General features: G+C 48.1%; 20 protein-coding genes, 2 tRNA genes and 1 pseudogene. 19 read left to right on the plus strand and 4 right to left on the minus strand.

Going from position 1 to position 22,445, the window contains the following annotated elements:
- Positions 1-90 (plus strand): annotated as a pseudogene (locus tag C9J03_RS27205) (group II intron maturase-specific domain-containing protein); the annotation flags it as partial.
- A gap of 140 nt (positions 91-230) precedes the next feature.
- Here the strand turns inward: C9J03_RS27205 and C9J03_RS20655 are convergent.
- Positions 231-1,406, minus strand: a complete 1,176-nt coding sequence (locus C9J03_RS20655) for an iron-containing alcohol dehydrogenase (RefSeq protein WP_197078557.1) — start codon at positions 1,404-1,406, stop codon at positions 231-233.
- Between the two features lie 121 nt (positions 1,407-1,527).
- Entirely contained in the window at positions 1,528-1,890 is a 363-nt protein-coding gene (locus tag C9J03_RS20660; protein WP_044621637.1) for a hypothetical protein, read from the minus strand.
- 120 nt (positions 1,891-2,010) lie between these two features.
- On the opposite strand from C9J03_RS20660, the gene C9J03_RS20665 reads away from it, so the two are divergent.
- The 5 genes from C9J03_RS20665 to C9J03_RS20685 all read left to right on the plus strand — a co-directional run bounded on the left by C9J03_RS20665 (position 2,011) and on the right by C9J03_RS20685 (position 5,246).
- On the plus strand, positions 2,011-2,586 hold the full coding sequence (locus tag C9J03_RS20665; protein WP_044621636.1) for a dioxygenase family protein: 576 nt from the start codon (positions 2,011-2,013) through the stop codon (positions 2,584-2,586).
- A gap of 100 nt (positions 2,587-2,686) precedes the next feature.
- Positions 2,687-2,777: transfer RNA gene (locus C9J03_RS20670), tRNA-Ser, on the plus strand.
- A 128-nt stretch (positions 2,778-2,905) separates the two neighbouring features.
- Positions 2,906-2,982: transfer RNA gene (locus C9J03_RS20675), tRNA-Asp, on the plus strand.
- 236 nt (positions 2,983-3,218) lie between these two features.
- A complete protein-coding gene (locus tag C9J03_RS20680; protein WP_044621635.1) occupies positions 3,219-3,941 on the plus strand; it encodes a response regulator in 723 nt (240 codons plus the stop codon).
- A 9-nt stretch (positions 3,942-3,950) separates the two neighbouring features.
- Positions 3,951-5,246, plus strand: a complete 1,296-nt coding sequence (locus tag C9J03_RS20685; RefSeq protein WP_044621634.1) for an ATP-binding protein — start codon at positions 3,951-3,953, stop codon at positions 5,244-5,246.
- A 50-nt stretch (positions 5,247-5,296) separates the two neighbouring features.
- Here the strand turns inward: C9J03_RS20685 and C9J03_RS20690 are convergent, their stop codons facing one another.
- Complete coding sequence (locus C9J03_RS20690) at positions 5,297-5,746, minus strand: DUF3429 domain-containing protein (RefSeq protein WP_044621633.1); 450 nt, start codon at positions 5,744-5,746, stop codon at positions 5,297-5,299.
- 99 nt (positions 5,747-5,845) lie between these two features.
- On the minus strand, positions 5,846-6,403 hold the full coding sequence (locus C9J03_RS20695) for a hypothetical protein (RefSeq protein WP_044621632.1): 558 nt from the start codon (positions 6,401-6,403) through the stop codon (positions 5,846-5,848).
- A gap of 200 nt (positions 6,404-6,603) precedes the next feature.
- Between C9J03_RS20695 and C9J03_RS20700 the strand changes: the two genes are divergently transcribed.
- From C9J03_RS20700 to C9J03_RS20760, 13 genes are all read left to right on the plus strand, one after another.
- Complete coding sequence (locus C9J03_RS20700; protein WP_044621631.1) at positions 6,604-7,188, plus strand: hypothetical protein; 585 nt, start codon at positions 6,604-6,606, stop codon at positions 7,186-7,188.
- 283 nt (positions 7,189-7,471) lie between these two features.
- On the plus strand, positions 7,472-7,930 hold the full coding sequence (locus C9J03_RS20705) for an acyl carrier protein (RefSeq protein WP_052829664.1): 459 nt from the start codon (positions 7,472-7,474) through the stop codon (positions 7,928-7,930).
- 19 nt (positions 7,931-7,949) lie between these two features.
- Positions 7,950-9,200: a beta-ketoacyl-[acyl-carrier-protein] synthase family protein gene (locus tag C9J03_RS20710; protein ID WP_052829663.1), complete on the plus strand. Its 1,251-nt coding sequence runs from the start codon at positions 7,950-7,952 to the stop codon at positions 9,198-9,200.
- A gap of 1 nt (position 9,201) precedes the next feature.
- The gene (locus C9J03_RS20715) at positions 9,202-10,401 is read left to right on the plus strand and encodes a beta-ketoacyl synthase N-terminal-like domain-containing protein (protein ID WP_044621630.1); all 1,200 of its coding nucleotides are present in this window, start codon (positions 9,202-9,204) and stop codon (positions 10,399-10,401) included.
- Positions 10,394-11,680, plus strand: coding sequence for a beta-ketoacyl-[acyl-carrier-protein] synthase family protein (locus C9J03_RS20720; protein ID WP_044621629.1), 1,287 nt, complete (start codon positions 10,394-10,396; stop codon positions 11,678-11,680). Before C9J03_RS20715 ends, C9J03_RS20720 begins: the two co-directional genes overlap by 8 nt.
- Entirely contained in the window at positions 11,673-12,548 is an 876-nt protein-coding gene (locus C9J03_RS20725; protein WP_044621628.1) for a beta-ketoacyl synthase N-terminal-like domain-containing protein, read from the plus strand. Before C9J03_RS20720 ends, C9J03_RS20725 begins: the two co-directional genes overlap by 8 nt.
- Entirely contained in the window at positions 12,545-15,415 is a 2,871-nt protein-coding gene (locus tag C9J03_RS20730) for an aminotransferase class III-fold pyridoxal phosphate-dependent enzyme (protein WP_044621627.1), read from the plus strand. Before C9J03_RS20725 ends, C9J03_RS20730 begins: the two co-directional genes overlap by 4 nt.
- The gene (locus tag C9J03_RS20735) at positions 15,415-16,173 is read left to right on the plus strand and encodes an SDR family NAD(P)-dependent oxidoreductase (protein WP_044621626.1); all 759 of its coding nucleotides are present in this window, start codon (positions 15,415-15,417) and stop codon (positions 16,171-16,173) included. Before C9J03_RS20730 ends, C9J03_RS20735 begins: the two co-directional genes overlap by 1 nt.
- A 13-nt stretch (positions 16,174-16,186) precedes the next feature.
- A complete protein-coding gene (locus C9J03_RS20740) occupies positions 16,187-16,951 on the plus strand; it encodes an SDR family NAD(P)-dependent oxidoreductase (protein WP_044621625.1) in 765 nt (254 codons plus the stop codon).
- Positions 16,939-18,150 carry a DUF1302 domain-containing protein gene (locus tag C9J03_RS20745; RefSeq protein ID WP_044621624.1) on the plus strand — a complete coding sequence of 404 codons (1,212 nt, stop codon included), beginning with the start codon at positions 16,939-16,941 and terminating at the stop codon, positions 18,148-18,150. Before C9J03_RS20740 ends, C9J03_RS20745 begins: the two co-directional genes overlap by 13 nt.
- Positions 18,151-18,159: 9 nt before the next feature.
- Entirely contained in the window at positions 18,160-18,981 is an 822-nt protein-coding gene (locus C9J03_RS20750) for an outer membrane lipoprotein-sorting protein (RefSeq protein WP_044621623.1), read from the plus strand.
- 3 nt (positions 18,982-18,984) lie between these two features.
- Complete coding sequence (locus tag C9J03_RS20755; protein WP_044621622.1) at positions 18,985-21,579, plus strand: efflux RND transporter permease subunit; 2,595 nt, start codon at positions 18,985-18,987, stop codon at positions 21,577-21,579.
- A gap of 86 nt (positions 21,580-21,665) precedes the next feature.
- The gene (locus C9J03_RS20760; protein ID WP_162845585.1) at positions 21,666-22,361 is read left to right on the plus strand and encodes a TetR/AcrR family transcriptional regulator; all 696 of its coding nucleotides are present in this window, start codon (positions 21,666-21,668) and stop codon (positions 22,359-22,361) included.
- The last annotated feature ends 84 nt before the right edge of the window (positions 22,362-22,445 follow it).

Raw genomic sequence — 22,445 nt, forward strand, 5'->3', positions numbered from 1 at the left:
ATGGGCATGTACTCATTGAGAGATGGGTATGAGTCACTGAAAATATATTCGGAACCGCCGTATGCGACCCACGCTTGTACGGTGGTGTGAGAGGACGGAGGCCGTGAGGCCTCCTCCTACTCGATTATGTGTTGAAATTGGCGTCCCAGGTTGAAACGTAAGCGCGGTCGATTGGCCTAGATAAAAAAGCCCCGCAGGAACCTGCAGCGCCTTTTATTATCAGCGGTTCTCTATGCTGATATTTCAAGAAACTGTTTTAGTAGCGACTCGCCCTGCTGTTGGGTGAGGTAGCCAGGTACTGGGTAAGTGCCATGGGCTTCGGCTAGAGCCCGCTTAGTGATTAGCGGGATCTCTTCTTCCTTCAGCTCTGGAAAAGAGGTTGGAATTCCGAGTTCGGCGTTGAGGCTACTTATCGCGTCGATAAACTCTTGTGCCGTGCTTAGCTCGACAGCCTCAGCCAGCAGTGCTAACCGATGCTCACAGTAAGGTTTCAAGAGTGTCAATACATTCGGTAGTAATACGGCATTGGCGAGACCGTGGGGAATGTTATACATGCCGCCTAGCTGATGGGCGAAAGCATGAACATAGCCAACGTAGGCGCGGGTAAAGGCGCAACCGGCTTTATAGGAGGCGATGGCCATTTGTTCCCTGGCTTCGAGGTTAGTTCCATCGTGGAATGCGACAGGCAGGTGGATGAAAATTTGCTCTGTGGCTTCGGTGGCGTATCTATCAGTGAGGGGAGTGTGGTATGTGCCGATGAATGCCTCGATGGCATGGGTCAACGCATCCATTCCGGTTGCGGCAGTAATTGGCTTGGGCAAGCCAACCATAAGTTTGGGATCAATGAGTGCCACATCAGGTAGGATGGCAGGATCGACAATCGTAAACTTCTCACGTGCGCTGGGATCAGAAACGACGGCAGCGACGGTGGCTTCTGATCCGGTTCCTGCTGTTGTAGGAATCGCCATAAATGGGGGAAGCCTTTTCCTGATCTTTAACTTGCCTGCAAGCCTGCGGACGGGTTTATCCCTTACCACTTTGGCGCCAATCGCCTTGGCACAATCTATTGGTGAGCCGCCACCGATGGCAATAATGGCATTGCAGCTATGCTCCCGGAACAGGTCCACCCCTACTGCCACATTGGCAATTGTTGGGTTGGGTTTCACTTCATCATAGATAACATACTCGATGCGTTGGGCCTGCAGGGAATCGCACAGCGAGGTTGTCAGTCCCAGTGAGTGGATCATCGTATCGGTAACAATAAGTACTTTTTGTGCTCCTTTCTCTGCCATCAAAGCACCTGCATTGGCAACACTGTCAGTACCCATTTCTAGCTGGGGGAATGGAATCGTAATGAGTTTGTTGAGTTGTTTATTGATTCCAACCACTGTTTTGTAGAGCAACATAGTAAACATCCTTTTAAACACGTGTTTGAATTATAACCAGAGTCGATTATGCGTGTATGGGATGTGCTTCATAATTAAGCGAAAATATGATGCTGTATGCTTATTGGCTATTGGCTATTGGCTATTGGCTATTGGCTAATAACACCGCCAGAGAGGAGGCCTGTGCTGTGAGTTTGTTGTCTTGGTATACGTAACTTGTTGTTCTTTCGCTACCGTTGGTAAATCGCATGGTAATTTGGTAGGGGGTCCCTTTGGCTAGATACCAAAGAAAGTGCTCTGTTGCTTTATCGAAAATTTTATCTGTATTTGGCTCATTGGCTAGGGCTGAGGGGGTGTGAAAGCCAAATTGGGTCAAGGCAATGGTGTTGTTACTTTCGATACGCTGTTTTTCAACATGTTCAAAACCAAATTCACGGGCTACAGGGGCAACGCCCCCGGGTAGCATATGGGCCGGAATGACAATTTTTGCTTCGCAAAGGCGCATTTTATCTCCTAATTGTTTTTTATGATCTTGGCACATCACGACCAGAATAGACAGGGTCGGTGCGCGCAAATTCCTGATTGGCTGCCACACTGTAAGTTAATTAGGGAGAGGAGATAAGTAATGAAGAGAAGGCACTTTTTGGCATTGTGGTCGATGCTGCTTGTAGCACCAAGTTGGGCAAAGAAGCCTTTTCATGTGACCCCGTCGCAGGCAGAAGGGCCGTTTTATCCAGTAAAGCCGATCCCACTGAGAGCGAATTTGATTTTGCACGAGCAAGGCCTCGCTGGTGAGCCCATTGAGTTATCAGGGCGGGTGGTGGATGAGCGAGGGCACCCACTGCCTGGTATCAGGGTCGAGATTTGGCAGTGTGATGGCGAAGGTATCTATGATCATCCGCAACAGCCTAATCACCAAGCCTTTGATCGTCATTTTGCGGGCTGCGGTGCTGCCGTGACCAAAAACAATGGCGAGTATCGTTTTCGAACGATCCGTCCCGTACCTTATAATCGCCGTCCACCACACATTCATGTCAAATTATGGCGTGGGGTTGATGAATTGCTTACCACTCAGCTTTACCTTGAGGGGCAAACCGGTAATGAGTGGTGGGGGGGCCGGGAGCGGCAACATCTGCAGTTTAAGGTGGTAAAGCAGCGAGATGTTCAAATCGGTGAGTTTGATTTTGTCTTGACCGCTTAAAATTCCCCAAAAATACACGGATATTGGTGTAATTTAAAGCGGTTGGGCTGTTGGGGTATTTACTTTATCCTCAAAGCTTTATAATATACGCCGCACTTACGGAGAGATGGCTGAGTGGTTGAAAGCACCGGTCTTGAAAACCGGCATACGTTAATAGCGTATCTAGGGTTCAAATCCCTATCTCTCCGCCACATTCTAATAGTCAGTAGCAATACTGGTTATTTGACCTTCTGGGTAAACAGGGTTCAAATTCTCCATACCCAGAACGTCTCCACCATATTCTAGAAACTAGGTTTTAAGTCGAGTTTCACACAGAATTGGAGCGGTAGTTCAGTTGGTTAGAATACCGGCCTGTCACGCCGGGGGTCGCGGGTTCGAGTCCCGTCCGCTCCGCCACTACACTGAAGCTCTTGTCGAAAGACAAGGGCTTTTTTGTATCTAACGCTCACGAAATTACCGCACATCATCCAATGATATAAGTCTTATCTGACAGTTGGCTTTTCTGTATTTGTACGATGGCAATCTTAGCTTACATGCATGTTAGCTTTTGATCCTATCTCCTATCGAAATAGGTTTGAAAATTGTGTATCCTCCGTTTTTGAACGTTGTTTTATTTGGTGTAGGTTGGTTACATGTTAAAGATTGTGTTAGTCGAAGATGATGAGAAGCTGTGTGAGCTATTGGCAAATTACCTTCGGCAACAGCAGTTTGAAGTGATCACCGTACATGATGGGCTAGAAGCACCAGACGTGATCATTAGTCATCAACCAGATTTAGTAGTACTGGACTTGATGCTGCCGGGCATGGATGGGCTGAGTATTTGCCGCAAGATCCGTGGCAAAGTTAAGAGTAAGATCATGATCCTGACCGCCAGCGACGATGACATTGATCATGTGGCTGGTTTGGAAGTGGGTGGTGATGATTTCGTCAATAAACCGATCAAGCCCCGCGTTTTGCTGGCAAGGATCAGAATGCTGCTTCGCCGTGAGCTTAATAGCGCCAATCCGGAGAGTGAGGATGAAAGTGCCGCTGCGCCGTCTGATGGGCTGGAGTACCGATACGGTACATTGAATATCAACCACCGCAGCCGCAGCTGTGAAATGGACGGCGAGGCCGTAAGCCTGACGGACAGTGAGTTCAATTTATTGTGGTTGCTGGCTTGTCATCCGGACGAGGTACTCACGCGGGAATTCTTGGTGATGGAGACTCGTGGCATCAAATATGATGGATTGGATCGTACCATCGACAACAAGATTGTTACCCTGCGCAAGAAGTTGGGGGACAACCCTTCTTTGCCAAGGAAGATTATTACAGTGCGCGGAAAAGGCTATTTGTTTGTACCAGACCGCTGGTAAGGCGTTGCGATGAAGCGTCTCTACTTAGAGTTTTTTGTTGGTTTGTCCGGGCTCTTCTTCTTATGCATATTGGCTTTCTCCTTTGTGACCCAGGAGCTGACAACTGATTACGAGGCAGAGCTGGAGATCAGCTACGTTTCCAGCGTGATGCAGATATTGGATGATGTGGCCGCGCAGCGGGGCCAAGAGAAAGCAGATACGCTGCTGGCAGGCTATGCCGAGCGCAGCCATTTGACCTATCAGCGGTTTAGCTGGGATGAAATTGGGCTGAGCCCAGCCCAGCACGAGAAACTGAGTCGTCGCGGTGCCTTGTTCGAGGGCGAAAACCAATACTGGGTGGTGTATGGTGACCAGAAGTGGGTCTATTTCCTCCAGCCAGATGCTGAGCAAGATCTTTGGCTGATGCTTGATTTGGAGTTCAAATTACTTTGGGTCTCTTTTTTCGTCACGTTCGCCCTCTACAGCGCAATAATGCTGAAGTTGTTATCTAACCGGTTCCGTAAGCTGGAAAATGCCACAACGGCCTTTTCCAATGGTGAGTTTACGGTGCGAGCGTCGGAAAAAGCCGGCGATCGGGTTGGCCGGCTCAATGCCCGTTTTAACCAGATGGCAGACAAGATCTCTGATCTGATCCAGAGCCACAAACACCTGACCAACGCCATTGCCCATGAACTCAGGACGCCGCTTTTCCGAATGCAGTGCCAACTCGACTTGCTCGAAGAGTCGGCGCTAGACGCCGATCAGAAAAAGCACCTAGGCGGTATTTATGAGGATGTCGATGAGTTGGAAGCGTTAATCGAAGAGTTGTTGTACTTTGCCAAAATGGAGCGCTCTGGCGTCACATTGCAGTTGCAACAGCAGGATGTCGCTGAAGTATTGCAGCGCACCATCGTTCATTGCCAGAAGGACACCTCGAAGCAACTGGTTTTGGACTGCCCGGAGCACTGTGACTTTGATGTTGATGCGCATCATTTAGAGCGGGCAGTCTCTAACATTATCCGTAATGCTTTTCGTTATGCCGAGCAATGCATTGTTGTTAGAGCGTTTTGCCAGCAGGGAGCTTTGACGATTCAGGTCGACGACGACGGCTGCGGTATTCCGCCCAAAGAGAGAGAAAATGTGCTCAAGCCCTTTTACCGGGTTGGTACTTCCCGAGACCGGCAGTCCGGCGGTCATGGCTTGGGGCTGGCGATTGTTGCTCAGGTTGTATCTTTGCATAAAGGGGAATTGCTGATTGGCGAAAGTGATAGCGGCGGGGCAAGGTTTACTATTTATTTGCCCGAGGCACGGTGCCAGATCGATTGACTTGTGTAAGAGGAAGCCTTGGCTTCCTCTTTTTTTTTCGACTGAACGGCTTAGCTTGCCAAAGCGACAAGATGAAAGAAGGCGACAATGCCGGTGAGTTTGTTGCGCATGGGCTGGTAATCGGCAGGGCTGTTTTCTTTTTCGACTTCGCGGATTTTTTTCTCGGCAAACCAGATGGCAACGAAGCCAAATTGCAGCACCAGTACCGACCAGGTATAACTGTCCGGTGAATGCAGCAACACCCCCCAGGCAATCAGGGCGAAGAGGTTACTGAGCAGCAGGGCGTTGCGGCTGAGGCTGGTTTTCATGTGGTCGATTGCATTTCCCCACAGAATACCTGACAGAAAGCTGAGGATAATTGCGCTGTAGGCGATAAATACTTTATGAGCACTGAGTCCGAATAGGGTCTTGTCCGCCCAGATACAGATTAGGCTAAGTGCAAATGGGACTAACCCCAGATAGGCAAGGCGGGTCATTATTTGATTGGGGGTTGAAGTCATTGCGCGCTCCCTAATTATTTGCTTTTAAAAAGCATAGCTTAAGAAAGCGCGGCTAAGTCTGATTGGTTTGCTTATCCTGATTGCTCTGGTTTAGGTGCCCTATGAGTCATGATGGTGGGGGGCTTGATTTAGGCGGCTTCTTAACAGCTTGCTCCAAAGCGGGACATAAAAATGGCAAACTCGGTAAAACAGATACGCGGCTGCCAAAAGCCCGGATAAGGATGCGCAAAGATGGATGCTGAGTCCGACGGCAATACCAATAAGCATCATGAGTAACGAAAGCAGAATGGAACGCCAGACGTTTTCTAGCAGGTAGGCTGCCCATTGCCTGAAATTGGTGTCCCTGAGTTTATAGCGCAAAATGAGCAATGCAATTAGGTATAAGGCTGGGATCAAGCTGACCAGCGGCACCGGCCAGCCATGGTAGAGGGTAAAACCAACCAGTAATTTGCCTGATACGGCGTAAGTCAGGGCAAGCGAGTGGATGAAATCAAACGGCAGAATGCTGGCCGCAGTGAATAAGCACAGGCCGACGGTGTACACCACCGAACCGGAGAACAAGATAAAGTAGACTGGCAAGCCGATGGCGAGATGGGCCAGAGGTGCCAGTGTCATGGTATGCATGAGCCACTTAAGCCAAGAGGCATGATTGTCCATAGCTACCTCCGTATTCCTTAAGGATATGGGTAGGTTTGCTTATCATCTAATGAATGGGTGACCAATGCAATGGTGTGTATATTCTTGTTTGATGGAAGTCATGGTTTAAGGGCGGTTGTGAAGATTATGTTGTTAAGGCATGACAATAAGGCCATTGAAGCATTAATATAGCCCTGTTCAGATTATTGTTGAGATTAAAAATGAGAAAGCTTTCTCTTGTTGCCTGCGCGTTTGCATTATTGTCCTCCTGGCCTGCTTTTTCGTCGACGCCACCTATGCCTGTTTCTTTCCAGGCGGTACCAGAAATTATGGTGAAGTTCGAAGAGGCGACGGAGTATCGCAAGAAAGCGGTTACCTTGGGGCGACTTCCTCACAAGCTGGAGTTGGGTAAGGCATTTCCTACCTATGTGGCTGTTGATGGCAAGCCTGTTCTCGAGACTGAAAACACGGTAACGCAAGAGGTGGTTATTGCCCGTAACCCTTCCCCTGTGGTTGGTGCCGTTTACAACGAGTGGTTAGTACCAAAAGCAACATGGTTGGACACCTATGGCGAATTACCCCTGTTCGATACTTTCATGCCGTTTAAACGTGCAAAGAGTATTAAGGCCATCCCCATCACGGAAGAGGTTTTGAGCCTGTTGGGTAGTCTTGATGGTGAAACAGCGGTTATCGCTGTCGATTGGAACGATGCTGGCATGAAAGTGTATAGGGATGGTTATTTAACCGACGGTGGCTACGGCATCGCGCCAGAGGAAATGCAAAGTACCTATGAGCAAATAGAATAGTTTTTATTTTATTATTCCTTTATAGCTAAGTTATAAATAAAAAGTCTCGCTATGAAAATAGCGAGACTTTTTTTATAAATATCTGTTTTCTCCAGCACATGTCACACAATAAAGTATTTGAGATGATTGTAAGTTAGTATTTTATGGTAATAGCGCCGGAGAAAACAAATAAATGATATTTTCTGACTATTGTTTTGATTGTTTTTAATTATCTGTTGCTGTAATTTCTCAATCGTTTTGACGCTTGGTCAAAAAGTAACTCATATTTAAAAAGGGGATTGAAATGGATAGCGTTTTTAAAGATAAAGTTATTGAAATTATTGCTGAAGTATTAGAGTTAGAGAATGATGAAGTTGGTTTGGATGATGCGCTTGTGGATGATTTAGGTGCCGATTCCCTAGATATCGTTGATCTTTCTTTTTCCTTAGGGAAAACTTTCAAGATTCAAATGCCACAGAAAAGCGTTATAGCTCATGCATTGGAAGTTGCGGATGAAGACAGTGTTTTTGTCGTAAATGAACGCTTGACAGCAAAAGGCGCAGAATTGTTGCAACTGAGCCCTTTTAAATATTCTGCTGAAAACGTAACAGAAGGAGTAAGCCTGACAGAAGTCTATCTTTCAACATCAGTCTCTAACTGGGCAAATGTCTGTTTTGCTATTAAAGAAAGTGGCTTACCTGGTGAAGATGTTATCCATCACTATGTATCGACTTTTTGTGAACAATTGAAAGCTGTTGCCTAATTAGGTCTGATGGGGTGTCATGGAAACTGTTGCTGTAACAGGGATAGGGCTTGTAACGGGTGAACACCTTAGTGCTGAAGATCAATTCTCCGCACTTTTCAATGGGGAGTCGACCATAAAAAAGGATGCAAGACTCCTTGATTTAGGTATTGATAATATCGTGAGTTCACCTATTTCTTCATCAGTTATTTCTAAACTAAGAGATAAACATATAAAGTGTGATGATAATAACTATGAAGGAACCTATGTGGCTTTTGATGCGGTCGTACAGGCTGTTCATTTTGCTGGGCTAAGAAAAGAAATGCTAAATAATGCAGGCCTTTTTTTAGGCATAAATAAAATATTCCCAAATAATAAAGATTTGAATGTTCTATGGGATTACTACAGAGGGGGTAATATAGCAGATGATGATAAATCAAAGGTATTGCAGCGACTAAAATATTTAAAGCCAGACTTAGTATCAGACTATATCGCATCTCGTTTGTCTATAAGAGGTCCAAGTTTAGTCTTCGGCGATGCTTGTGCAGCTGGCGCAGCCGCAATCATGTCAGGTTTCCGCCGTATTCAACAAGGACAATTAGACGTTGCTATTTGTGGTGCTTCTGAATTTGGTACACAACCGATTATGCAATTGCTATTTACTAAGCTGGGTGCGACTTGCAGTCAAACATTTACTACTCCTGCGCAAACATCGCGACCATTTGATAAGGATCGCGCGGGGTGCGTATTAGCTGATGCGGCTGCATTTTTGATACTGGAAAATGCAGAATTTGCCAAACGCCGAGGGAAAAAAGTGTTGGCTTATATTAGTGGCGCTTCGAGGCAAATTGAGTCCTACAAACTAACGGCAACCAACCCGGATGGCAGCTTATATCGTGAATGCATTGAAAAGGCGCTGCAAGATGCACGGTTATCACCTGATGCCATCAGCCATATAAATGCACACGGAACATCAACAGTGAGTAATGACCAAGCCGAGTCTCGGGCGATAGCTAGTTTGTTTTCTAAGACGACGTCAGTAACGTCGACAAAATCTGCGTTAGGGCATTCGTTGGCCGCCAGTGGAGCGATTGAGGCGGTGCTGTCGGTAATGTCCATTGAAAAGCAACAGGTATTACCAACACTTAATTTCATTGAGCCAAAGCCGGATGAGCCACGGCTTAATATTGTCAAGTGGGGTGCTTCTCAGGCCATCGACCACGTTCTCAGCAACTCCTTTGGGTTTGGTGGGGAAAATTGTTGCTTAATTTTTTCCAAGGAGTGCCCCTAATATGCCAGCGTATTTAAAACAAGGGCAGCAACAGCTACCAGGAAGTATGGGGTGGGACGTGTTTTTCTCACAAGCTTCTTTTCCCGTTACGGCCCTTGATAATAATACCAGCCTAGGACTTGCGGATCAGGCTGCCTATTTGAGAGATACCGATCTAAAAAAAATAGAAGTGTCGCGCATTGTTCGTAAGACTTCGGAAAAACAGTCTCGCTGGGTGATAGAGAACAGCGTTAACAGTTGGCGCATGCATTTTGGCGAACAATCTGGGGGGGAAAGAGCGGGGTTATTTCTTGGCTTGGGCACTGTTGATTGTGACGATGATGGGGCGCAAATTTCATTCCGTGGCGATTACAATCAGCTTGCTCGAGAGGGGCTATCCCAAATAAAACCCTTGTCTGGCTTGACCCTACTAAATTCGACGACGGCAAGCCATATTGCCGAGCGGTTGCAAATAACGGGGGCGAATGGTGTCTATTCACCCCACGCCGATGCCGGAGGTAATGCGTTTGCCGAGGCGTATTTTAACCTGACGGAAAACCGGTGTGATGTTGCTTTGGTTTCAGGCGGGAGCCAGAAAATCACCCCTTGGTACTTCTTGGCCTATCAATCGGATTTGTCTGGCGTTAGCGCTCAAGCCTGGTGCCCTGCCGAAGCTGTAGCCACGGTATTGCTTAGTCAGTCTCCACAATCAGCTGAAGGGGTTTTGTTAAGTGTCCACCGGGGATTCAGTGCTAACTTCCAGCCCAGCGATTATTTGCTTGATCAGATTGCGCTTCAATTGGCGCAAAGCCGTGACGGCACATCAGCTGAAAAACCGATGCAGATTATTCATGTCGGGCTGCCAGAGCAAGCACAAAAGATGGTCGCGCCGTTGAGCCGTTTCTTCCCCGGTGCTCACCAGTTGTTACTTGATACCGTGATAGGAACCACAGGCCCTGCTGGAGCTGCGATTGGGGTTAACTTAGCGTTAGAAATTCTCAAGCGGCATGAGATGTTGAGTAGCAACCAAGCCCAGTCAAACCTGGACCTTGAATTGGTGGATGCACCAGTACTCAACGCTCCAGACTGTGTGCCGCTTAATTGTCAACATGTGCTGGTAGCCTGTTATGGCTTGCAGGGACAACAGGTGTTTCTACTGATTGGGGGAACATCAACTGCTAACGCGCTGGTTGGTGATGGAAAAGGAGCCCAGCATGGTTAATCAAAAAGTAGTGATTACGGGGATGGGCGTGATCAGCTGCTATGGCCACCAGCTAGCCGATTTTTGGCAGGCTATTTCCCACGGCAAGAATGGGATCAAGCAGTGGTCAGAAGTAGAAGGTACAGAATTTCCCGTTCAATATGCCTCAACTGTTGATGTTTGCGATTTACTGCAGGCTTTCCCGAATTGGCCGGTCGATACCAAGCCTGTAGAAAGGCGTGTGTTGTTCGGGGCTTTGGCTGCGCAGCAAGCTCTTTCTGATGCTGATATTCGGTGCGGCGAAGGTATCGGTGTATTCAGCTGTAGCGGTGTACCCGAAATTAATGATGCTGAGCTTAGCCAAGTTAACCGAAATGGCATTCATGCTTTTTCGAAACAGACGATGGCTGCAGGTGCCAATCAGTTTTCTGCTCTTCAAAGTGGCAATGACAACATCAGTGTCCAAATTGCCCACCAAAGTGGTGCGACAGGGCCCGTAGTGAATATTAACGGTGCTTGTGCTGGTGCCGCACAGTCAATAGGTGCTGCTTTCCAAGCAATTCGGCGGGGGGAGCTTCAACAGGCGCTGGCTGGAGGGGCTGACTCGGTGTTGAATGCACGGACGATGTCTGGATTGTTTTTGCTAGGGGCAACAGCAACAGCCAACCACCGAAAAAATAAACTCTGTTGTCCTTTTGATGCAGAGCGTGGCGGGCTCGTGGCTGGAGAAGGAGGTGCTTATTTGGTGTTAGAGAGTGAGTCTTCTGCCAGGGCCCGTGGTGCAAGAATATATGCAGAGGTGCAGGGCTATGGAAGCTCAATGGATGCCTACAAAGTCACCGCACCTCGGCCCGATGGGAGAGGGGCACAAGCCGCGATGGTAAGCGCCTTGGCTGATGCGGGAATCAAGCCTGATGCGATTGACTACATTAATGCCCACGGTACATCGACCCCGCTAAATGACAAGATAGAAACTGCAGCAATCAAAACGATTTTTGGTTACGGCAGTGTAAGCTCGAAAGGGGAAAACGGCTCTCAATTACCATTGGTTTCAGCAACTAAGTCCATGATTGGTCATTGGATATCGGCTGCGGCCGCTCCAGAGGCAATTGCCACTGTCCTGGCGATACACCATGGTCTTGTTCCTCCGACAATCAACCTACAGAACTCAGATCCCCTTTGTGACCTTGACTATGTTCCGGATATCGCAAGGCCATACAGCCTAACTCATTGCCTGTCCAATTCATTTGGTTTTGGTGGCATAAATTCTAGCTTGGTATTTGGTAAGTACAATGAATAAATCTGCAATAGCAATTACCGGTTTTGGTTTGGTTTTGCCACAGTCGCCTTCAAATCCTGATGCGCAAAGCCAATCCGCTCCGGAACTGATCCCCAGAAAATTAAGGCGGTTCTCGACCCGATCTATTCCCACAGCTGTCGCGGCTTGTCATCAGGCAGTTGAAAGCTGCGGGCTGGATGAAGAAACGTTACGCGACAAAGTGGCCCTGTATACCGCACAAAGTGGATACCAGCACCCTGATTTTGACGATTTCGTTGATGCATTGAAAGGATGGGATCGCCAAGTTGAGCCGTCGTTGCTTGCGACATTATGGCGGTCCCGTCAAGTCAATCCATTTCTAATTACCAAAGCCCTGAGCAATAACCTGATTGGCATCATCAGTCAAATATGGCGGCTGAGAAATGATGGTGTGGCCTTTATTCGTGATCAAGCCGGCTCGGTAGCAGCTTTGGATGAGGCTTGTTTTCAGCTGCGCGCTGGATATGCGGAAGTGGCAATGGTTGTTATGTCGGGCTGTGATGAAGATTGCTATACCGCGGTTGCTGAGCAAAGGCCCTTGCCCACCAATACGGAGCACACTGGTGCGGCGGTCCTCATTCTTGAGTCCAGATCGCATGCTAAACGGCGTGGTGCCAATGTACAGGCATGGATAAATAGCTTTAGCTCGAATTCGCAGGAAAACGCCCCTCGGTTTGATGGTGCAATGTTTGGCGAACGGAAAGGATTGGAATGGGGCGGCATTGTCATGGCTATGACACAAAGCTTGCAGCATGTGCTCTCTGAACAGTATCAGGGGCAATGGTCAGTAGAAGCGGATTATGGCAGCAAACGGACAGCACGAGCAATACTGAGAAGGGATACCGAATGAATCACTATTTGCAATACTGTAAACCCTCTTTATCGGCAGCCCTTACCAGTATCGGGCTAGATAAAGTTTATCACCGTGCCGAAGGGCAATATTTATATTATTCAAATGGCCTCGGTGCCGAAAAGCAGGTACTCGATCTCTTAGGCGGTTATGGCGCTGTGTTGTTTGGCCATAACGACCCGGCATTCAGACAGCAGGCTGTAGATTTGTTACAAGCCAATACGCCTTTTCACCACCAGTTTTCCATTCGCAATGGTGCCGGTGCCTTAGCTGAAAAGTTACAGCCTTTGCTGAGAAAAGAAACAGGCTGGCCGGAACCATTTCGTTGTGCCTTTACTTCGACCGGAGCGGAAAGTGTTGAGGTAGCGATAAAGCACAGCGAAATGAGCCGGGGTCAAAAGCTTGAGCTTTTATCGAAGCAGTCCGAGCGCGCCTTGGAGCAATTAGGTCTGGCCTTTGCGGAAAATACCACGTTGTCCTTGGCGCTGTCTGAGGCCCAGGCAATGTTGCATCCTGAGCTTACGAATGCGTCCAGTGATCAAGCGATAGCCTATGTCAGCAAGCACAATGCCAGTGTATTACAGCAGCCACCTGTTTTTATAGCACTGGAGCATGCCTTCCATGGCAAGCTCACTACATCTATCCAGCTTACGCACGGTATCATGTACCGCCAGCCATTCCGCCGTTTGGGTTTACGGACTGAATTTGTGTCTATTGCCCAGCTTGAAAGGTTATGCCATGGAGATACGACCTGGTTGGATCGGCCCTCATTGTTGCTCCCCAAGAAAACCAAAAAAGGGCTCGTACTTGAAGAGGTTGCTATTCCTAGTGTTGCCGCGTTATTGGTTGAACCTGTCCAAGGGGAAGGGGGCGTATATGCTTTAACCGAAGCTGATGCAAAAGTATTACACCGGGTCAGAGATATGCTTGGGTGCCCACTCATTGCTGATGAAGTGCAGTCCGGTAGTGGCCGTTGCGGCTCATTTCTTGCCGGTAGCCAAATTGGCTTAAAGCCTGACTATGTTGTGCTGTCAAAAGCTTTGGGCGCGGGCCTATCTAAGCTAGGGGTGGTGGCTATTCGCTCGGGCCAATATGCGGAAGGTTTTGATATTTTACAAAGCTCGACTTTTGCCGAAGACGAAATGTCTTGCCAGTTGGCTGCTGCATACCTCGACCGCTTGGCGGAAGATGACGGACGGGCGCTATCCACGGTCCGGGAGCTGGGGGAGGCCCTGCTTGTGGCATTGAAGGAGCTGCATCAGACCTACCCTGATGTGATTAAGGATATTCGTGGCAAGGGGCTGCTTTTAGGTGTTGAGTTTCAGGATCAGGATCATGCGCCAGCACATTTGATCCGGACATCAGCCTACCAAGGGGCCTTGGGCTACTTGCTAACCGGGCATTTGCTCAATGAGCACGGGATCAGGGTTGCTCCGCCAGCCAGTGCAGGAAATGTGCTCCGGATAGAGCCGACTATTTTGTTGACCCAACAACAAATAGACGAACTCATCTATGCCCTCGAGCGGATGTGCTTGGCTCTGAGGTACCAAGACACCGGGTATTTGATGCATTTCCTGGTTCATGATGAGCCCCACCCGACTAAAGAGCCAAAAGATTTCCGGCCATGGTACGCCTCTTTGGGGATAGAACAGCAGTACTCACAGCCAGCAGATAGTAAGGTGGCCTTTGTTAACCATTTGATTTCCAGTGACTGGCTGCGCCAAGTGGATGCCTCCTTGCAACATTGGACAGATGCCCAGTGTGATGATTTAGTCAGGCGCTTTGCCTTTGATAAGCGGGTTGCCCCATTTGCTCCCGTCAGGATGCAGTCCAGCCAAGGGCAGACGGTAGACTTTATTTTATACCCCATCAATTCTACCTCACAGCAAATTAGTGAGCAGCTTGAAAATAATCAACTGGAGCCACTTCGGGCTGCGATTGATGAAAGGCTGGCCGCAGCGAAAGCCGATGGTTGTAAGCACGCCGGGCTCGGGATGTTCACCTCGATTGTGATGAATAACGGGAAGGCGGCACAGACTGCTGGTATTTCCCTGACCACCGGAAATGCACTGACCATAGCGATGGCTCACGAAGCGCTAGTGAATGCTGCGCAAGACAGAGGCCACCCTATAGTCTCTGCTGCCGTCATTGGTGCGGCTGGCAACATCGGTTCGGTATACAGTTTGCTCGTTGCAGAGCACTGTCAGCAACTCATTCTGGTGGGGAGTGGCCGGCAGGGTTCTGTGAAGCGACTACAGAAGGTTGCATATCAGGTCTACCAAGCCGAATGGGAAAGCTTGCAAGATCCACGTCAGCCTGCCTCTGGTATCGCCTCGGTCTTGCAGAACCACCAAGAACTCATAGCCAACTGGCTTAGCCAAATGCCGGATAAGACTGCAGGAGAGGCAATATTTGATTGGTGCCAGCAATATTTATCCGTTGGTCCGGTATTGATTTCAACGGATGTCGCTGCAATTAGCCAGGCGGATACTGTTATCTGTGCTTCAAATGCGTCTGATGCATTTATTGATATCGGCATGATCCAGCAAAGCGCGATTGTTTGTGATATTGCAGTCCCACATAACCTTTCGGACAGCGTATTGGGGGCTCGGCCTGATATCCGGTGTATCCGGGGAGGGATTGTACAAACCCCGCATAATGAAAGCCTGGATCCCAGAGTAAGGGCCTATCTTGGCGAAGGTCAGGTTTATGCCTGCATGGCAGAAACCGTAGTGCTTGGCATGGAGCAATATCCAACTCATTACTCCTACGGCAACCTAACCAAAGGACAGGTGAAGTGGATAGCCCAACGAGCGCGTGAGCACGGTATGAAGTTAGGCAAAGTTAAGGTATCGGAGTCGATGTAATGGAACGGAACGAAAGTACTTCAAGACCGGTAGCTTTGGTTACTGGCGCGACGCGGGGAATTGGACGCAGTATTGCGTTGGCATTTGCCCAAAAGGGTTATGACCTTGCTTTTTGCTATCGCAGCAACCAAGCAGAGGCGGTCACGCTGATGGCCGATATTGAAAGGGCCGGTGCCCGGGTTCTTTCCCACCAGTTGGATGTCAGTGATGAGGCGGCCGTAACCACGTTCTTTGGAAGGCTAGAGCAGCAGTACGGACGGCTTGACGTGTTGGTCAACAATGCTGGCCAAACCCGCGATGGCCTTTTGGTCAGTATGGAAAAGACCGACATGGAAGCGGTTTTAGCGACCAATGTCGTTGGTACTATGCTGTTTTGCCGTGAGGCGGTCAAACTGATGCTGCCCGCAAGAAGCGGGAGCATCGTTAATTTATCATCAGTTTCTGCAGTTAGGGCGAATAAGGGGCAAACAAACTATGCCGCCTCAAAAGGGGCGGTCGAAGCCCTTACACGGGCTTTGGCAGTAGAAGTGGGGAAGAAGGGCATTCGGGTCAATGCCGTCGCGCCAGGGGTTATCAAAACTGAAATGACAGGGGAGCTGTTGGATAACTTTGAAAAGCAATTGAAGCAACGTTTATTGGCTAGGAAATTTGGTGAACCGAGTGATATTGCTGAGGCTGTTCTGTTTTTGGCCCGCCCCGAAAACCATTACATCACAGGGCAGGTGCTGACCGTTGATGGCGGTCTTGTATTGGGCTAGGTAAGGAAGAACGATGAAAGGGATAGTTGTCATTACAGGGGCGGCCAGCGGGATTGGAGCCGCCGTGGTAAAAACGGAGCTGACCCAGGCCAAGCGCCATATTGTGGCGATTGATATTGATGAAGCAGGGCTGGATTGTATAAAGCAATCGCTTACTGCTGATGAGAAGGAGCGCATTACTTTCTGTTGCATTGATCTCACTGATATTAATGCAATGCAGGCTGCGGTATCAGGTTTCTGCTGCCGGGGAGATGGCGTCGATAAGATCATCATCAGCCATGCCTTGAGTAATGAAAATCAGATTGACCAACAGTCTGTGTGGGATAGGGTGCTGGATGTGAACCTCCATTCGACCCAGCGCTTTCTGGCGGCTTTAGAGCCCCATATTAATATTCACGGCCGGGTGGTGATTTTATCTTCGGTGCTTGGCAAGGCGGGAAAAGTCTCCAACTCTGCCTATTGCGTCTCTAAGCATGGCTTATTGGGGCTGGTTAAGAGCCTGGCACTGGATTGGGCTCCGAGAAAAATCACGGTTAATGCCGTGATGCCCTGTTGGGTGGACACGCCGATGTTGCGTCGTGAACTTGCCCCCCAAGCGGATGCGTTAGGGATCACGGTCGATCGTATGATCCGTCAAATAAAGAAAAGGATCCCCCTCAAACAGTTAGTCAAAGATAGCGATGTGGCCGATACCATTGCTTTTTTGACCTCATCGTCTGCCGCGATGATTACCGCGCAAGGGATTGTAATTGATGGAGGTTTCGGATGTGGCGTATAGCGGCTTTGTCCGGTCTGCTCATTGGGGCAATAACGGTGCCCCAAGTGCAAGCCAATGATTGGTACCTTGAACCTAGGTTATCCGTTGCAGCATCTTCACGTTTGCATGGCAGTGAAACGCTGACTTCTCAAGTCAATGCCGCGGGATTGAAGTTCGAATATTTCGGAGAAACTCTGACATTTAACTTTGATGGCGAAATGCAATACGACGCGGTATTTGATTGGACTAATCAGTATAGCCGCAAGGCGAGGGATGAATATGCAACCCGACTGTGGCTCGATGAAGCTTTTTTGTCGTGGAGTTGGGCAGATTGGTTCATATATTTGGGGTTCCAAAAAGTTGTTTGGGGGGAAGCCGATGATCTCAGGGTCACGGATGTTGTCAATCCGTTAGATCTCAAAGACTTTGTGTTGTTTGATATTGATGACTACCGGATTGCCCAGCCTATGTTGCGGACTGAGTCCACCCTTGGCGACTGGGACGTAGAGTTGCTCTGGTTATTTGATTTCGAACCTAATCAGTTCGTCGCCAGTGGTAGCGAGTTTGCCATGCCGGCTTTGGACGGGGTGCCGCTTGACGAGCCTCACGGCAGTGAGTTTGGCTTCCGTCTCTCTACTATCCTGTTTGATGCCGATACGAGCTTTTATGCTTTTGCGGGATATCAGGACGATCCGGTTTTTATTGCCGAGCGGCAACAGGTGGTAGGCAAGTACCATGACCAACGAATGCTGGGCAATAGCCTGTCATTTTCGCTAGGCGACTTTGTTATGCGTACAGAGTTAGCGTGGTTTTACCAGCAAAGTTATGGCACGGCGTCTTTTGCCAGGGAGAAGCATAATACGACGCAAGGATTGCTCGGTATTGATTACCTTTACCGCGATTGGCTGATCACCGGCCAAATATCAGACCGGTATATCAGTGGCTGGTCCGATGAACTGGCAGTCCCTGAGTCTGATGCGATATATACACTGTCTGCGGAGGGCAGCTTGATGGCCAGCAAATTAACGGCCAGAGTTGCCGCAAGTTATGCCGATGCCAACGGAGGCGGTGGATTGTATCAAGTGAAACTGGCCTATATCCCCACTAGTGCTTGGAAGTTGCAATTGAATGTTGACCTGTTGAATGGCAATGAAAACAACTTCTTTGGCCAGTATAAAAACAACGACAGGATCTGGGTGTCGACTACGTATTATTTGTAAGGTGGAAAAATGAAAAAGGGAATTGTTGCAGCGCTATTGTTTAGTTCATTCCTGTCTCATGCAAATCCTGATGCTGACAGTATATTAACTTCTGTTCGTGACCGTGATGATGGTCATTCATATATATCAGATGTTGAACTGAATTTAATTAATTCAGATGGTAATGTCAGAGCCAGAAATATGTATATGTTGCAGAAAGATAGTGACGATAAGGAAATGACATATATTTACTTCTATGACTCAGTCGATGTCCGCGGGGTAAGCTTTCTGATGTATACCTATCCAGAGCAGACGGGCAGCGCGGATGACCAATGGCTGTATTTACCAGCTTTTCGCAAGATCCGCCGGATAGGCTCTAACGATAAGCGAGGGTCATTTATGGGCAGTACCTTCTCATACTATGATCTGGATAAAATTCGGATCGGTGACTATCAATCGACTGTTGTTGGGGAAGAAATTATCGATGGCAGAGAGACTTGGGTTATCGAGCAAATTCCCTCCTCACAGGAGGTGATTAACAAAACCGGCTATCACAAGGTGAAGCGGTGGGTCGACAAAGAGAGGGAGATTTTTGTACGTAGTGATTATTTCGATGCCAAGGAAGTGCTATTCAAACGGCAAGAGGCCATTGAAGTCGAGGCTGTTCAGGGGATCTGGACAATCACTAACGCGAGAACAATAAACTTAGTCAATGATACATCATCAGAGATGATTTTTAATAATTTAGAATATAACGTCGGTTTGGATAATAACAAGTTCAGTAAGCGGGCTTTGAAAAATGGACTGAAAATATCTTCGATTAAAGAGCTTATTCAGGGAGATGAAGGTTAAGTCATGAATTCATATATCAATTTTGTGTCCAAGTATGCAAAATCAATAATCTTGTTGTTAGTTTTGATTACTGGTTTTTTTACCTATCAGATTAGCTATCTGACGGAAGACAGTAATCCTTACTTATTGCCAGAGAGCCATCCGGCGAGAAGCAGTTTGCTGGAAATGCGGGAAGAGTTTACGGGAACCTATGACTCTATTTTAATTGCGCTTTATAACCATGACACTATTTTCAACCAGGAAAGCTTGAATGCCATCTTTAGCCTGACCCAATCGGCTCGAAAGATAATGTTGGCTGATCAATCGGATATTGATAGGTTGGCGTTGCTCAAAAAACAATATCCACAACATGCAGAGCTAGCAGCTTTAGTGGCGGGTGTTCTGGCCGGAGAACTTGGTCAGGATGATGCCGCGCCCGTCAGGCAGTTCGTCGCCGACGGCCATGGCCAGTCATTGTCAGCGGCTGATGCGAAATACCTCCGGGTGTTGGCTGAACGTCTTGATCCTGTCCGAGAAATGGCTGGAATGGCAGCTACTGAGAATGTATTCCTTGAGCCTGATGGAACACTCCGCGCGAGTATCACGCTAAACCACAATGACAGCAATTCGGCTGATATTCAAAAAGCGATCATGAAAAATGAGCTGATGGAAATGGGAGTGGTGGATAAACTGGGTCACGTTGGACTGGTGGTTATTGAAGTTAGCGTGCTCCAGGATGATGCCGAGGGACAGCTGAGGGCATACGATGCCATCCGCCTTCTGGTTGATGAATACCAAGCCGCGAACCCTCAACTGAAAGATGAAGTCTATATTGGGGGTGTTCCTGTTTTCTTTGCTGAGCAAAAGAAAATTATGGACCGCGACTTGGGGACGCTGCTGCCTGCGGTGATGGTGCTCATAGCGCTGATTTTGATTGCTTTTTTTCGGTCGGGGCTTGGCGTTGCCATCCCATTGGTGAATGTTGTGATGTGCACAATATGGACCATGGGCGCGATGGCGATGGTCGGTATTCCCGTTGACTTGATAACCAGTGTGTTACCGGTGTTCTTAATTACGATTTGCTCTTCCGATGCAATCCATGTCATGGCTGAGTATTACCATCAGCGCCGCCAGGAGCAATCAAACAAGCAGGCGGTTGTTGTCACCATACGGTTGATGACAGCGCCGGTTGTTCTGACGACAATCACAACCTGCCTGACGTTCATCATATCAACCACTACCAGCATCAGTAACCTGCAAAATTTCGGCCTGAGTATGTCGTTCGGAATGTTTGTGGCGATGGTTATTTCGTTGTTGCTGATCCCGGCATGGCTCTCGTTGCTGAAGCCGAAGAACCAAGCCAAAAAACAGGATAACAAACCCGGTGATTCATACCTTATCAGTCGTTGTCTGATCAGCATTTTTAAACCGGTTATTGCCTATCGTGCGCGTTTTATGGTGCTGACTTCAGTGGTACTGGCGGGATTAGTGGCAATGGCACTGCAGGTCAGTGTGGACGATATGGGGAGTGGCTATTTTGCTCCGGACAACGAGTTTCGTATCGCGGATGACTTTATCAATGGCAATGTCGCGGGAACCAGCCCGGGCTGGATCGAAATCGATGCGGGTGAACCCGGTGCCGCCCTTGATTATGACACTATCATGTTTGTCGACAAACTGGAAAAGTTCATCCACCAGCAGGCAAATATTACGTTTAGTTACTCTGCTGCCAGGTATGTTAGGCGGATGAACCTGGTGCTCAACGACATGGCCCCAGAGTACGACCGCCTGCCATATCGAGAGGAAACATTCACCGATACCGATGAAGAAACCGGTTTGGTTGAGGAAGTAGCCATCTCTGGCCAAGATATTATTCGCCAGTCAATCCTGATGTACGAGAACGGCGGTGGCAGCGACCTGACTAATGTTCTCAATGAGGATTTCTCCAAAACGGTGATGCTCTATACCATGAACACCACGGTTGCCAGTGAGTTCCAAGCTTTTCTCGATGTACTTATCCCTTGGCTGGAAGACAATACGCCGGCTGGTATCAGCTATAAGCTGGCGGGCGCTCCGATTATTTGGACGGCAGTACTTGATGAACTGATCTCCGGTCAGGTACTCAGTATTGGCTTGGCTTTCTTAACCGTCGTACTCACCATGAGTCTGTGGTTGAAGTCTTGGAAGATGGGGTTAGTCGGTACCCTGCCTCTGGCGGCAACAGTAGTGATCTATTATGCAACCATGGCTTTCTTTGGTATTGAGTTGAATATTGGAACTGCGATTATTTCTTTCTTAATTCTAGGTATTGTTGATTACTCCGTTCATTATTTGCTTAGAACCAAGCATGGTGTAGAACAGGGACTATCCATTGATGATGCGTTATTACAGGCGCTATCACAGTCGGGCCGTTCGATAATTGCCAATGTTTTTGTGTTCAGTATCGGCTTTATTGCCCTGCTGTTCTCAGAATTTAAACCTATCGTTGATTTGGGAACTTTGGTTGGCTTATCTTTGTTTATCAGTGGCATCATGTCGATTTACGTAATTACTCTGCTGGCTCCTTGGTTGATTCCATCAGATAACGTCGTTACGGTAAAAGATCCACTAACCGTATGATGAAACAAGCTGCACCTTTGAAGGAACAAGGTGCAGCTTGGATCTCTTTATCTTGGCAATTGTTTTACGCAGAGTTATGGAAGGGAATGAGTAAATTAACGAGGAAAGAAAGGGAAAGGCGGCAGCGCGAATCATTATTTTTGGATATTGCCTATGAGATCTTGCTCAAGGAAGGTATTCAGGCGCTGACAATGGAAAAGGTGGCAAACATATCAGAATACTCGAAAGGGACTGTGTATGGTCATTTCGGTTGCAAAGAAGACATTATCTCAGCATTGAGTGTCAAAACGCTGAAGCTGCAAAAGGCGATGATGCAACAGGTTCTGGAAGGCGAGTGTTCAACTCGCGAAAGAATACTGAGCTGCGCCTTGGTGTATGTGCTTATCCAGGAAAAATATCCGAGGCTACATTACTGTGTCCTGTCGCTAAATGACCCTCTGGTCAGCACTAAACTCTCCAGCACCATGCAGGAGCTATACGCGGAAGTGGAAGAGCAAGTTAATGACCTGCTGGTTGAAACAATCTGTGCCGCCCAGCAGTGCGGTGATCTGCCCATGGATAAAACCGCAGAATCTATCGCTTACGCGGTGCGTGCAATGGTGTTCGGCATGTCTCTTATTGGTCATGACTCGTTGGAAAGCGTGACTCGATGCCACTTAAGCTCGTTGTTGGATGGGTTGGGGTGGCAACCGCTCACTCGAGATGCTGACTATCTGCATTATTGGCAGCAAACACGTGAAACCCTTCTCGGAGTAACGATTCCAGAAATTCACTCATACTGAGTACCAGCAGATAGGTTAGAAGTTTAAGTTCGATCACATTTTTTTGAACCGAGGCTTTTTTTGGTTGTTTAGCTAAATCGGTTT

The sequence above is a fragment of the Photobacterium gaetbulicola genome, assembly GCF_003025515.1.
Classification (GTDB): Bacteria; Pseudomonadota; Gammaproteobacteria; order Enterobacterales; family Vibrionaceae; genus Photobacterium; species Photobacterium gaetbulicola.